The sequence below is a fragment of the Mesorhizobium sp. WSM4823 genome, from assembly GCF_055811195.1.
Map to the genome: position 1 here is coordinate 209,087 of NZ_JBVVQL010000005.1, position 13,619 is coordinate 222,705.

Genomic DNA, 13,619 nt, shown 5'->3' on the forward strand with positions numbered 1-13,619 from the left:
TCCGCAATTACCATAGCCAGGCCTTCTGCGTGGGGTGCAAGGAAACTTCATGCAACGTCTCTACATTGCGAATGAGAAGTTTGATCCGGTCAACGGCACAGGATGGAAGGAGTACATCCAGTGGTCGGGCCTCACCCAGTTGACCGAGGTCGTCACGCTCGACGGGATGCTCTGCCCGGTCGCGCTAGGAGAAACGAAGGACAGCTACTGGCCTCATATTGTGAACGAAGACTACATGCTCGACTTCTTTGTGAATCTGGACTTCCTTCTTTCGGAATTGGTCGACGCGAACGACCTCAACGTCCTTGCTGTGATCCGACGGCCCTCAACGGATGTGCGCCACCTTGACTGGAATGGATTCACGTTCCTTGGCTACGACTTGCTGGACCAGGACGTCTCAACAAGCGCACTAACCAATTGCGGCGGCTTTCCGGAAGCATTCGCGAACTCGGAACTCTCCAACGTCGGACTGATCCCAGACTTTGATCGTGCTGTTGAAATTCAAGGAACGCTACGCAGCAAATACTATCCACCGGAACACCATGCCGATTGTGACCTCTGGGCTATTTTCAGACGGCAAGGCAATTGAGGGCTACAGCACTCCGATCCGTATCTCACACCATCCGCCGTCGCATCATCGTTGTAACCGCCAGCGCCAGGCAATTCGCGCCGAGTGTGATCGGCAGGCCGCCCGCACCGAGAATATCCATGGCGCCGCCCGCCAGCGGCGGCACGGCGATGCCGCCGACCCCCCACATCAGCGAGAAGGCGGCGTTGCCGGCGACCAGTGCCGAGCCGGTGAACCGCTCGCCGAGCTCGATGATCGACATCGTGTAGATGCCGTAGGAAGCCGCGCCCCAGACAAAGACGCATGGCCAGATCAGCGGCGTTTCGATGAGAACCGGCAACAACGCGCATCCGAACACCGTTAGGGACACACAGATAAACCGCACCAGACGCGCCGTCAGCCGTTCCGCCAGCAGGCCGAGCGGTACCTGCATGGCGATGTTGCCTGCTATCATCATCGACAGCAGCGCCGACATGCGGGATTCCGCCATGCCATAATGCGTTCCGTAGACCGGCAGCAGCGCAAGCACCGCTTGTTCGAAACCGGCGGCCACGACGACCGCGGACAACAGCAGCCATGCCATCGGTATAAACCCCATGACGGAAACCTGGTGCCCGGCCTCATCGACCTTTGGCAGCCGTCGCAGCACCAGCGCCAGGCAGGCGCCGCAAAAGACGAACGCGGCGATGCCGACGAGAAATGGCGGCCAGCCTTCGGTGCCGACGGCAAGCAGGCACAGCGGACCGGCGGCGAAACCTGCCGAAATGACTGTGGAATAGACCCCCATGACACGACCACGGCGTTTCGGCGGCGCCAGCGCGATCACCCAGATCTCGCTCAGCACATAGAGCGGATTGGTCACCACGCCGATCAGGAAGCGCAGCGGAAACCACAGATACACATTTTGCGTCCAGCCGATCAGCGCCAGCACGATCGCCGAAAGGGCGGCGCAGGTGAGTGCGGTGCGCCCTGCCCCGAACCGGCGCGCCAGCGCCGGGATGAGCGGCGACGAAACGATAAAGCCGACCGGCGTCATCGCCGCCGACAGCCCGATCATGGCCGGCGAGACGCCCTGGCGCTGCAGGATGAAGCTCAACAGCGGGTAGCTCAGCCCTTGCGCGATGGCGAACACCGAAACGGTGGCGATCACGCCGGTGATCGCCGCCCACTGCATTCTCTCGCCGTCGCTCTGTTCAACCCGGGTCATGATCGCACCAATAAGGAACCTGCACGATTAGCGTTTCGACGGCGTGCCGGGAAGCACCGGCGGCGAGAACCGCTTGCGCCAGCCAGAGAGGCCCTTCAGCCCCGGAGCCGTCATGTCGCTTCCCTCGTCCTAGTGGTCGCCGCCTCCGCAATGGCGGGACGGCTGGCGGTCCATTATGCCGCCGCACTGTCGCAGCGTACGAGGCCTATTATGACCGCCGCCCTTTATCCCGCCGAACCGGCACTGGCAAACGACCGCGCCCGTCGTGGCGGCCGCGCGGGGAAGCGCGCCGGCGCAGCGGCGGCGTTCGAGCAGCCGCCTTTCCGTCAGCTGAAAATTCCGCTGACGCCGACGAAGCTGGTATCCGACGACGAGCTGGAATCGATCCACCTCGCCTCGCTGCGCGTTCTCAGGGAAATCGGCGTCGATGTGCTGCACGATGAAGCAAGGCGCATCATGAAGGCACATGGCGCGGATGTCCGCGAAGGCAGCGAGCGGGTGCGCTTCGACAGCGACATGATCCTTGAACTCGTTTCGCACTGCCCGTCGGAATTCACCATCCACGCCCGCAATCCGGCGCATAATGTCCGCTTCGGCGGCGACAATCTGATCATTTCGATGATGGCGTCGGCGCCCAATTGCTCCGACATCGACCGCGGTCGCAGGCCGGGCAACCAGCAGGATTACCGCAACTTCCTCAAGCTCGCGCAGATGCACAACATCCTGAACTGCACGGGCGGTTATCCGGTCGAGCCGATCGATATCCATCCGTCCGTCCGGCACCTCGAATGCATCCGCGATTTGAGCATGCTCACCGACAAGGTGTTCCACATCTACTCGCTCGGCAAGGAGCGCAATGTCGACGGCATCGAGATCACCAGGATTGCGCGCGGCATCAGCGACGAACAGCTTCTCGAAGAGCCGTCGGTGTTCACCATCATCAACACCAATTCGCCGCTCAAGCTCGATGTGCCGATGATGGAAGGCATTATCCAGATGTCGAGCAAGGGCCAGGTCGTCATCGTGACGCCGTTCACCCTGTCGGGCGCCATGGCGCCCGTGACCATCGCCGGTGCGCTGGTGCAGCAGAATGCGGAAGCGCTGTCCGGCATCGCCTTCGCACAGATGGTGCGCAAGGGCGCCCCTGTCGGCTATGGCGGCTTCACCTCCAATGTCGACATGAAGTCCGGCGCGCCGGCCTTCGGAACCCCGGAATACATGAAGGCGCAATTGGTCGGCGGCCAACTCGCCCGCCGCTACAACATCCCTTACCGCACCTCCAACACCTGCGCCGCCAATACGGTCGACGCGCAGGCGGCCTATGAAAGCGTGTTCTCGCTGTGGGGCGCCATCCAAGGTGGCGGCAATCTGATGATGCATGCAGCCGGCTGGCTCGAGGGCGGCCTGCGCTGCTCCTATGAGAAGACCATTCTGGACATCGACCTGCTGCAGATGGTGGCGGAATTTTTGACCCCGCTCGACCTTTCAGAGGAAGCACTCGGCTTCGACGCTATCCAGTCGGTCGGCCCGGGCGGCCATTTCTTCGGCACCCAGCACACCCAGGACCGCTACAAGACCGCCTTCTACTCCCCTGTTATCTCCGACTGGCGCAATTTCGAGACCTGGGCCGAAGCCGGATCGCCGACGGCTCTCGAAAAGGCCAACAAGGTGTGGAAGGAACGGCTGGCGTCCTACGAAGAGCCCTACATGGACCCGGCCATTCGCGAAGAGCTCAACGCATTCGTCGAAAAACGCCGGTCCGAAGGCGGCGCGCCGACCGATTTTTGATGATTGTGTCGTGATGAACTGATCATTCGTATGGATTTGATGAACGGTCGACCCCACTCCGTCGAGCTACGCTCGACACCTCTCCCCCGATCGGCGGGGGAGAGGAAGGGCGCGAAGCGATTCCGGCTGGCACCCTTCTCCGCTTTGCTTTCACGCCCCGCCCACTCGATTCAATCTCTTCAAAAACGGAACTATCTTCATGAAATCTCACGTCAAAGCGGTTGTCATTGGTGGCGGTGTCGTCGGCTGCTCGGTGCTCTATCATCTGGCCAAGGCCGGCTGGACCGACATCATGCTGATCGAGCGCTCTGAGCTCACCTCCGGCTCGTCCTGGCATGCGGCGGGCGGCTTCCATACGCTCAACGGCGACCCTAATGTCGCCAAGCTGCAGGCCTATACGGTGCAGCTCTACAGGGAGATTGAGGAGCTTTCCGGCCAGTCCTGTTCGCTGCACCTGACCGGTGGCGTGATGATGGCCGATACCCCCGAGCGCATGGACTTTTTACGCCTTGCCCACGCCAAGGGCCGCTATCTCGGCATGGACACCGAGCTGATAACGCCGTCCGAGGCCAAGGCGATGTTCCCGCTGATGGACGAGACGAATTTCGTCGGCGCCATGTGGGATCCGGTCGAAGGCCATCTCGATCCTTCCGGCACCACTCACGCCTATGCCAAGGCTGCCAGGAAGCTCGGCGCCGAAATCGTGCTGCGCAACCGCGTCGTCGAGCTGACGCAGGAAGTCGACGGCACCTGGAACGTCGTCACCGAGCAAGGCACGGTCAAGGCCGAACACGTCGTCAACTGCGGCGGCCTGTGGGCTCGCGAGATCGGCCGCATGGTCGGTGTCGAGCTGCCGCTGCTGGCCATGGAGCATATGTACCTTTTGACCGAGCCGATGCCGGAGGTCGAAGAATTCAACAAATCGACCGGCCGCGAGATGATCGGCGTGATGGACTTCAAAGGTGAGATCTACACCCGCCAGGAGCGCAACGGCATCCTGCTCGGGACCTACGAAAAGGCCTGCAAGCCGTGGTCGCCGGTCAACACGCCATGGGATTTCGGCCACGAATTGCTGCAGCCCGACATCGACCGCATCGCGCCGTCGCTCGAAATCGGCTTCAAGCATTTCCCCGGCATCGAGAAGGCCGGCATCAAGCAGATCATCAACGGTCCCTTCACCTTCGCGCTGGACGGCAACCCGCTGGTCGGCCCGGTGCAGGGCCTGACCAATTTCTGGTGCGCCTGCGCCGTCATGGCCGGCTTCTCGCAAGGTGGCGGCGTCGGGTTGGCGCTGTCGAACTGGATGGTCAATGGCGACCCCGGCTTCGACGTCTGGGGCATGGACGTCGCCCGCTTCGGCGAATGGGCAACGCTGCGCTACACCAATGCCAAGGTGCGCGAAAACTATTCGCGCCGCTTTTCCATCCGCTTTCCCAACGAGGAATTGCCGGCCGCGCGGCCGGCGCAGACGACGCCGCTCTACGACACGATGCTGGCCAACAACGCCGTCATGGGCGACTCGTGGGGCCTCGAAACGCCGCTCTGGTTCGCGCCGAAAGGTACGGAGCCGAAGGATATCGTTTCCTTCCACCGCTCCAACGATTTCGGGCCGATCGGCGAGGAAGTGCGTACCACCCGCGAGAAGGTCGGCGTCACCGAGATCGCCAACTTCGCCAAATACGAAGTTTCCGGGCCGGCTGCCGAGGATTTCCTCAACCGGCTGATGACCAACCGCATGCCGAAGACCGGCCGCATCGTGCTGACGCCAATGCTCAATGAATTCGGCAGGCTGATCGGCGACTTCACCATCGCCAAGGCGGGCGAAGAGCGTTTCATGATCTGGGGCTCGTCGGCCGCGCAGAAGTATCATATGCGCTGGTTCGAGAAGCACCTGCCGAAGGATGGTCCAAGGGCGTCACAGGTCCGCATCCACCGCTTCGACCAGACGCTTGTCGGCCTCTCGATCGCCGGGCCGAGATCACGCGACCTGCTGCAGAAGCTTGTTGACGTGGATGTTTCGACCAAGGCTTTCCGCTTCATGGATTTCCGCGAAATAGCGGTCGGCGGCGCACCCTGCATGGTCAATCGCGTTACCTATACCGGCGATCTCGGTTACGAGATCTGGATGGCGCCAGCCTACCAGCGCCTGGTCTACAAGGCGATCAAGGATGCCGGCCAGGAGTTTGGCATCGTCGATTTCGGCATGCGCGCCTTGCTGTCGATGCGGCTGGAAAAGAATTTTCCGACCTGGTTCCGCGAACTGCGCCCGATCTATGGCCCGTTCGAAGGAGCGATGGATCGCTTCATCAAGCTCGAGAAGAATGATTTCATCGGACGCGAAGCGGCGGCCCGGGAGCATGCAGAAGGGCCGAAACTGCGCCGCGTCTCCTTCATCGTCGATGCCGCGGATGCCGACGTCATGGGCGACGAACCGATCTGGGCCAAGGTCGGCGGCAAGGACTACGGCACGGTGGAAAAGCCGCATGGCTATGGCGCGCCGCGTTTCGGTGCGCACGGCAAGGAAGTGCGCGGCTCCAGGGCTGCGGAAGGCGCCTCGGCCGTGCGCGGCATCGTCGACGGCGACTGGCGCGTGGTCGGCTGGGTCACCTCCGGCGGCTATGCGCATTACGTGCAAAAGTCGATGGCGCAAGGCTATGTGCCGGGCGCCTTGGCCGAGAACGAGAGCGCCGGCTTGTTCGAGATCGAAATCCTCGGAAGCCGTCGGCCGGCTCGCATCAATATCGAGCCGCCGTTCGACCCGAGGGGCGAGAAGATGCGGACCTAGAGCATCGGACCCTAAAGTGGGTCCGGTTTGGGAAATCCGACGCTCAAGCAAGAGATAGTGCGGCGGTACGATTCGACTTGGAAGACCGCCGCTCTAGCAGCGATCAGGGCTGCCACATTGTGCAGGAAGCGGTCTTCATGCTAGCGGAGCCGGCAACTGGCACTGACGACGAGAATTCCTTGAAATATTCGATGAGATGGGCCGAATGGCTTGCCGGGGGCAGGATCGGCCCCTTCCCCGCGGCGATCGTGCTGGTCGCGCTCTATTGCTGCACACAGATCGTCGTGCTGCCGCTGGCGAGCCTTTGGGCGGGAACTGGGGTCGGTGTCGATGACTCCGAACAGCTGATGTATATCAGGTTTTTGTGGGCGGGCTATGGCGGCTCGCAGCCGCCGCTTTACTCCTGGCTCGGCTGGCTGACGTCGTCGGTGTTCGGAACCAACATCTTCGCGCTGAAATTACTGAAATACTCCCTGATTTTTGTAGCCTTGGCGTCCATCTTCGTCGTGGTGCAAAAACTCGGCTATGCCCAACGCACCGCAGTTGCCTCCATTCTAGGCCTGTTGCTGTTTCCTCAGCTGATCTGGGAAATGCAGCACACCTTGTCGCATACCGTTGCCGCCTTTTGTTTTTCGGGGCTGCTGCTGCTTGCGCTCGTCGAGCTGCTGCAGCGCAAATCGCTGCTCGCCTATGCGTTGTTCGGCCTGGCGATCGGTGCAGCTGTGCTGGCGAAATACAACCTTTTCATCCTGATTGCCGCGATGCTGGCGGCGACATTGACGTTGCGCGAAACCCGCCAGGTCATCCTGCGCCCGCAAATCATGATCAGCATGGCTGTGGCGCTGCTGGTCTGCCTGCCGACATTGTATTGGACCGCTACGCATCCGAGCGAATTGCTGGCGCGCAGCTACAAGTTCGGCATCAATGGAGGCGACAGTGCTTTCGTCGTCGCGTTGAAAGGCATCATCGCCTTTGGCGATGCCGTACTGAATTTTGCTATCCTGCCGGTTGTGATTCTTGCGGTGGCAATGCTGGCGGGACGGGTCGTTCCATCGGTGCTCCGCCAGCGGCTTCCAGAGTCGGAAAAACTATTGTGGCGCATTCTCGGCTTCGGGCTCTGCATCACCATTGTGCTGGTGATCGCCAGCGGCGCCACCACGTTCAAGGCGCGCTGGTTGTTGCCGGTCCTGCTTTTTCTGCCTGTCGCTTTCGCTGCTCGCATGGAGGCTCTCGGCGACAAAGGCAGGACAGCGCAAAACCTCACCATCACCGTTGCAGCCGCACTGGCCATACTGATCTTGCCGGCGACATGGGCTTATCAGGTCTACGGCGGAACGGGCCAGGGACGCGTCGTCCGCCTGGACTACCCGGCGCTGTATAGTGCTCTGACCGCGGATGGCACAGTCAAGACCGTTACTTCAGACTGGCACTGGGTGGGCAATCTCAGGCTCATCGATCCCGACCTTATCATTCTCGGGGACGAGGTGCCTGATTTCGCCGCGTTGCTGCAGGAACCCGCCGTTCTGGTCTGGCTTGACAAACCAGATCCGGAACCGGAAATCCTGGACCGCATCAACCAGGCGGGTTTCGTCCTGGACAGTGAACGCCGCAGCCTCAGGGTACCCGAATTTCTCGGTTCCAGCGAAGGCAGGCTAGTGACCGTCGTCAAGTTGAAAAAGCGAAATGCCAATGCTCCTGCGACCGATTGAGATCGGAAGGATGGGAAAGTGAGCGAGCCAGGCGTCGAGCGACGGTTTGGTCGCCACCGCAAGATAATGCCATTCGAGCCGGACGAAGCGGGCTCCATCGAGGCGTTGCGCCTGAAGTCGCGGCAGAAGGCCGCTGAACTCAACCAGCATGTGCTTGGCTACGGCGCATTGGCGGAAGCGGAATGGCAAGCCGCCGGCCTTGCTGCTCCCGACCTGCCCGCGATGCGCCAGTACCGGCTCGACCGCATCCGAGCCGAGCTGAAGCGTCGCGGCTATGCCGGAGCCCTGCTCTACGATCCGATCAACATCCGCTACGCGACGGATTCGACCAACATGCAGCTCTGGGTCTCGCACAATCCGACCAGGCATTGTTTCGTCGCCACCGAAGGCCCGGTGGTGCTGTTCGACTATTTTTCCTGCGAGCACCTTTCCGACCATTCCGGTGTCGTCGACGAGGTGCGGCCGGCTGTGTCGTGGATGTATCTCTATAGCGGCGAGTTGACCGAGCAAAAGACCCGCCGCTGGGCGGCCGGCATCGCCGATCTGGTGAGGGAGCATGGCGGCGGTATCAACCGCATCGCCGTCGATCATATCAATCCCGAGGGCGTCGAAGCGCTCGCCCGCCTCGGCATTTCGATCGGCAATGGCGAAGCGCTGATGGAAAATGCACGTCTGATCAAATCGCACGACGAAATCCTGGCCATGCGCCGCTCGATCGTAGCTTGCGAGGCGGCGATGAGCGAAATGGAAGCCGCACTCGTCCCAGGCATTTCCGAGAACGAATTATGGGCCGAACTCCACCGCGGCAACATTGCGCGTGGCGGCGAATGGATCGAAACCCGCCTCTTGACCTCGGGCCCGCGCACCAATCCGTGGTTTCAGGAATGCTCGTCGCGAATTATCGAAGCCGGCGATCTCGTCGCCTTCGACACCGATCTGATCGGCCCCTACGGCTTCTGTGCCGACCTGTCGCGCACCTGGCTATGCGGCGGCAAGAAGCCGTCGAACGAACAACGTGACCTTTACCGCGTCGCTGCCGACCAGATCGCCCATAACACGGCGCTAATGCAGCCGGACACATCGTTCCGCGATCTTGTCGAGCGCTCGGCGGTGCCGCCTGGCGATTGCTTCCCAACCCGCTACGGCGTGCTCTATCACGGCGTCGGCCTGGCCGACGAATACCCGACGCTGCCGCATGCGATCGACTGGACTAACGACACGCCGGACGGCGTGCTTGTGTCAGGCATGGTGCTTTGCGTCGAGAGCTATATCGGCCGGCTTGGCGGCCGCGAGGGCGTCAAGATCGAGGAACAGATCCTGATCACCGAAACCGGCAACGAAAAGCTTTCGGCCTACCCGCTCGACGAGCGGCTGCTCGGCGGCTGATTGTTTTATGCGAGCGCAGCAACAGCCTCGCGCAACGCCACCACGATCCTCTCCGGCGTCGTTCTGGCGGTGATGAATGGCAGGCCTTTGCGCCGCTTTGTCCAACCAACGACCGCCACCGCTTCGGCTGTAGGCTCGAAGCGCTGCGCCTGCGCCCAGCTCTGGCAGTCGATGGACGCGACATCGGCCTTGCCCTCGGCAATGGCGATGATCGAAGCCCGGTGGCCACCGCTCTCGCTGCGCTCCGAGAAGATGTCCAGGCCTTCGCCAAGCGCTTCCAGATCGCGCGTCGGCGCGATGATGCCCGACATCGAATCAAGGCTGTTATAGGTAAAGCGCTTGCCGCGCAGCAAATCGACCGGGATGAGAGGGCTGCCGTCGGCAGGTGACGCGACCGATGGCGCCTCACCTGCCCGCATCACGAGCGCGCTCGAATAGAGTTCACCCTGCCCGCCCTCGAATGCGGAATAGCTCGGCTGACCAACCAGTTGGACATGCTTTGACAGACCGAGTTCCATCGGCCCCCAGCAGCTCTGCGCGAACAGCAGCGCGGGATGCAGCCAAAGCTTATGAAAATCCAGTTCGTTCGGCGGTAATGTTGCCGGATCGGGCGCGATCACGTTTCCGGCGGCATCGCGAACACCACCCGGCACCGGCGGCAGGTCGCCATTGCGGCGCGTGAGGGTCTCCGGCACGTCGATGTCTTTTTGCCGAAAGGCGTGACGCAATCGTGCCCATTGGGCGTCGACCTCGTGGCGCCTTTCGGGCCAGTCGTACATCGGCAAAGCCGCAATGAATTCGCTCATGCCGGGGATCGACCATTATGCCAGAGGGTTGATGGTACCATTGGCGCCATGCGCCCGCGACAGGGATAGCCGCTAGCGCGGCACAGTCGCAAAAATCACTCCTTCGGCGGCTCGGCGGGCACTGGCGCACTGCCAAGTCCATTCAAGCTGCGCGCCCTGATGCGCGGCTTGAACGCCCGCCCCGGCTCCGGCGTGCGCCTCAGCACCGGATGGACGATCGGCTCCTTAGCCTTGAATGCATAAGCCCTGAGCAGCGCGAAATAGTTCGGATACGCATAGCCATTGTTCATCCGCAGCCACTCGTCACGGCGGTCGGCAAACAGCTTCGGCAGCCGGTACCAGGCAACTGTCGGGCTCTTGTGGTGGACGAAATGCAGATTGTTGTTGAGGAACAGGAAGGACAGCGGCGAACGTTCGACAATCACCGTGCGGCCCTCCGGATGCTCCGACCACTGGTGCTCGGCGAAGGTACGGATCGAAATCAGCGACTGGCCAAGCCACACCGGCACCAGGATGTAGAGCCACAACGGGATGTCGAAGCCGAACTGCACGACCGGCAACACGACGGCGAGGCCGATTGCGTGCAGCAGCCATGCCTTGCGGATCGCCTTGTCGCCGGCGAGCATCTGCTTGGCATCGTCGATGAAGAAGCCGATGCAGGAGAGCCAAGGGCCGAGCACGAAGCGGCCGACCATGGTGTTGTTGATCTTCAACAGAAATTTCATCGCCGGCGGCAGCTCATCATGATGCCACAGCGCCTTGTAGTAGCTTTCGGGATCGTCCAGCGGATCGGTCAGCCGTTCGTCGGCATGGTGGCGCAGATGAATGGTCTTGAACCGGCGGAACGGCCAGACGAGGCCGATCGGCAGGAAGACGAAAGTTTCATTGAGCAGTGCATTGCGGGTCGGATGGCCGTGCAGGACTTCGTGGGCCAGCGAGGATTGCAGTGCGGCCATCAAGGCCAAAACGGTTAGCGCCAGCAACGGATAGGACGGCCACAGGAACAAACCGGCTGCAAGCCATGTGCCGTAGCAGAAAACTGCGAGAAACACGGTCGGCCATTCGATGGCCGGTGCACTGCGTCGTCTGCTGCCTATGCTTGTCATGCTATCGACCACCGCTTTCCAGTCGCCGGAACCATTTTGATTCCTGACAACATTGTGTCAGGAGCATTGCGTTGCTGCAACGCGACAAAGCGCACAAGATGTTGCGATTGCGCATTTTCAGCCGCATATGTTATGTATTGTAAACACGCTCAAGGATTCGTTTACGCCTGACGTTGCGCTTTCGCTGCTTAGGCGAAAATTTTTCCTTCCAACGGCCGGAATGACGATATGGACAAGCGCGACCTGTCGACGATCTTTCGAGAGCGCTTGAAAATGCTCCTGACAAGGTCCGACTTGAACCAGTCCGCCTTTGCGACGGCGGTGGGCATTGACCGTTCAGCGCTTTCGCAGCTGCTGTCCGGCGCCTCGACACGCCTTCCGCGCGCCGAAACGCTGCTCAACATCGCCGCTGAATTCAAGGTGTCGCTCGACTGGCTGCTCGGCCTCAGCCAGGACGAAGGCGTCACCGGCGAAATCCGCGAGAGCCTGGAGATCGAGGAAGCGCCCGACGGTTTCGACCGCACGCTGCTGGCTAGGTGGCATGCCGAGGCCGCAGGCACGAAAATCCGTTACGTGCCGGCCGGCATTCCCGATCTTTTGCGCACCGAGGCGCTTGTCGACTACGAAGCCGGCATTGCCAACAAGAGCCGCGAGGCGCAGGCCGGCGAAACGCAGTACCGCATCGACTACAACCGGCGGCCGGAAACCGACATGGAAGTCTGCATGCCGCGCCATACGCTGGAGATTTTTGCGCGAGGCTTAGGCGTGTGGGACCGTTTCCCGGAGGCCGACCGCCACCAGCAGCTTCTCCACATGGCGACGCTGCTCGACGATCTTTATCCCACCTTCCGCCTGTTTCTCTATGACGGGCGAATGCGCTATTCGATCCCCTACACCATCTTCGGGCCCTATCGCGCCGCCATCTATGTCGGGGACATGTATCTGGTGCTGAACGCGACCCAGCCGGTCCGTACGCTAACCAGCCATTTCGACAATCTGATCCGCGCCGCCGATATCAACGCGCATGAAGCCGCCAGCTTCACGCAAAGGCTGGCGGAAATGCGATTTTGACAGCCTGTTTCTTGCGTTGACATTGACGCCATATAAAGAGTTCTTTATGTCTTTATCCCGATAGAGAATTCCCAGAAGGCGTATTTCACCATGACCAACCCGATTGACGCGCTGCTTGCCGAAAAGGGCGTTCTGCTTGCCGATGGTGCCACCGGCACCAATCTGTTCGCCATGGGGCTGGAGGCCGGCGAAGCTCCCGAGCTGTTGAACGAGACGGCGCCCGACACCATCACCAGCCTGCACCAGAATTTTGTCGATGCCGGCGCCGACATCATCCTCACCAACTCCTTCGGCGGCACCCGTCACCGGCTGAAGCTGCACCATGCGCAGGACCGCGTGCATGCACTGAACAAGCGCGCCGCCGAGATCGCCCGCGCTGTCGCCGATAAAGCCGGCCGCAAGGTGATCGTCGCCGGCTCGGTCGGCCCGACCGGCGAATTGCTGGTGCCGCTCGGCGCCATGACCTATGGCGAGGCAGTCGAGGCTTTTGCCGAGCAGATCGAGGGCCTGAAGGCCGGCGGCGCCGAAGTCGCCTGGATCGAGACCATGTCGGCGCCGGACGAAATCCGCGCGGCAGCAGAAGCCGCGATCCGCGTCGGCCTGCCCTATACCTATACCGGCTCCTTCGACACCGCTGGCCGCACCATGATGGGGCTGCTGCCTAGGGATATCCACGGCGTCGCCGATGGACTGTCACAGGCGCCGCTCGGTGTCGGCGCCAATTGCGGCGTTGGCGCCTCCGACATTCTCGCCTCGCTGCTCGACATGACCGAGGCGAAGCCAGAGGCGACGGTGATCGTCAAGGGCAATTGCGGCATTCCGGAATTCCGCGGCACCGAGATCCATTATTCCGGCACACCCGAATTGATGGCCGACTACGTCAGGCTCGCCGTCGATGCCGGCGCCAAAATCGTCGGCGGTTGCTGCGGCACCTCGTTCGCCCACCTGGCCGCCATGCGCAAGGCGCTCGACGCGCACACCAGGTCGGATCGCCCGACCGTCGAGAAAATCGTCGAGCGCATCGGCCCGATGCGCAACAAGCAGGCGACGGTCAACACCGCCGAGACCAGCGAAGCCCGCCGCGAGCGCCGGCGCAGCCGCGCCTGACATGTTCAAAAGGCCGGCAAGGTTCCCCTGCCGGCCTGCCTCACGCCCCTGGGTAGGGTTCCCCCTACCAGAACGATCCCATCTGA

At 61.8% G+C, this 13,619-nt stretch carries 10 protein-coding genes; 7 read left to right on the forward strand and 3 right to left on the reverse strand.

Translation table 11 applies throughout. The annotated features are described in order from the left end of the window. Window positions 1-49: 49 nt before the first annotated feature. The gene (locus AC0L26_RS15825) at window positions 50-589 is read left to right on the forward strand and encodes a hypothetical protein (RefSeq protein WP_473633381.1); all 540 of its coding nucleotides are present in this window, start codon (window positions 50-52) and stop codon (window positions 587-589) included. Between the two features lie 25 nt (window positions 590-614). Here AC0L26_RS15825 and AC0L26_RS15830 read toward each other — a convergent pair whose 3' ends face one another. Then, entirely contained in the window at window positions 615-1,775 is a 1,161-nt protein-coding gene (locus AC0L26_RS15830; protein ID WP_473633382.1) for an MFS transporter, read from the reverse strand. Window positions 1,776-1,985: 210 nt separating this feature from the next. Between AC0L26_RS15830 and AC0L26_RS15835 the strand changes: the two genes are divergently transcribed. The 4 genes from AC0L26_RS15835 (at window position 1,986) to AC0L26_RS15850 (ending at window position 9,443) form a co-directional block, all read left to right on the forward strand. Next, window positions 1,986-3,563 carry a trimethylamine methyltransferase family protein gene (locus tag AC0L26_RS15835; protein WP_473633383.1) on the forward strand — a complete coding sequence of 526 codons (1,578 nt, stop codon included), beginning with the start codon at window positions 1,986-1,988 and terminating at the stop codon, window positions 3,561-3,563. A gap of 199 nt (window positions 3,564-3,762) precedes the next feature. Then, on the forward strand, window positions 3,763-6,348 hold the full coding sequence (locus tag AC0L26_RS15840) for a GcvT family protein (protein WP_473633384.1): 2,586 nt from the start codon (window positions 3,763-3,765) through the stop codon (window positions 6,346-6,348). A 248-nt stretch (window positions 6,349-6,596) separates the two neighbouring features. Then, entirely contained in the window at window positions 6,597-8,057 is a 1,461-nt protein-coding gene (locus tag AC0L26_RS15845; protein WP_473633385.1) for an ArnT family glycosyltransferase, read from the forward strand. A gap of 66 nt (window positions 8,058-8,123) precedes the next feature. After that, the gene (locus tag AC0L26_RS15850; RefSeq protein WP_473633549.1) at window positions 8,124-9,443 is read left to right on the forward strand and encodes a M24 family metallopeptidase; all 1,320 of its coding nucleotides are present in this window, start codon (window positions 8,124-8,126) and stop codon (window positions 9,441-9,443) included. Window positions 9,444-9,448: 5 nt separating this feature from the next. Here the strand turns inward: AC0L26_RS15850 and AC0L26_RS15855 are convergent, their stop codons facing one another. Then, window positions 9,449-10,249 (reverse strand): phosphate/phosphite/phosphonate ABC transporter substrate-binding protein, encoded by an 801-nt coding sequence (locus tag AC0L26_RS15855; protein ID WP_473633386.1) that lies wholly within the window; start codon window positions 10,247-10,249, stop codon window positions 9,449-9,451. Window positions 10,250-10,344: 95 nt separating this feature from the next. After that, entirely contained in the window at window positions 10,345-11,355 is a 1,011-nt protein-coding gene (locus AC0L26_RS15860) for a fatty acid desaturase (RefSeq protein ID WP_473633387.1), read from the reverse strand. Window positions 11,356-11,583: 228 nt separating this feature from the next. Between AC0L26_RS15860 and AC0L26_RS15865 the strand changes: the two genes are divergently transcribed. Together AC0L26_RS15865 and bmt are read left to right on the forward strand one after the other, a co-directional pair. After that, window positions 11,584-12,426: a helix-turn-helix domain-containing protein gene (locus tag AC0L26_RS15865; protein WP_029351899.1), complete on the forward strand. Its 843-nt coding sequence runs from the start codon at window positions 11,584-11,586 to the stop codon at window positions 12,424-12,426. Window positions 12,427-12,516: 90 nt separating this feature from the next. After that, a complete protein-coding gene (gene bmt, locus AC0L26_RS15870; protein ID WP_473633388.1) occupies window positions 12,517-13,533 on the forward strand; it encodes a betaine--homocysteine S-methyltransferase in 1,017 nt (338 codons plus the stop codon). Window positions 13,534-13,619: the final 86 nt, after the last annotated feature.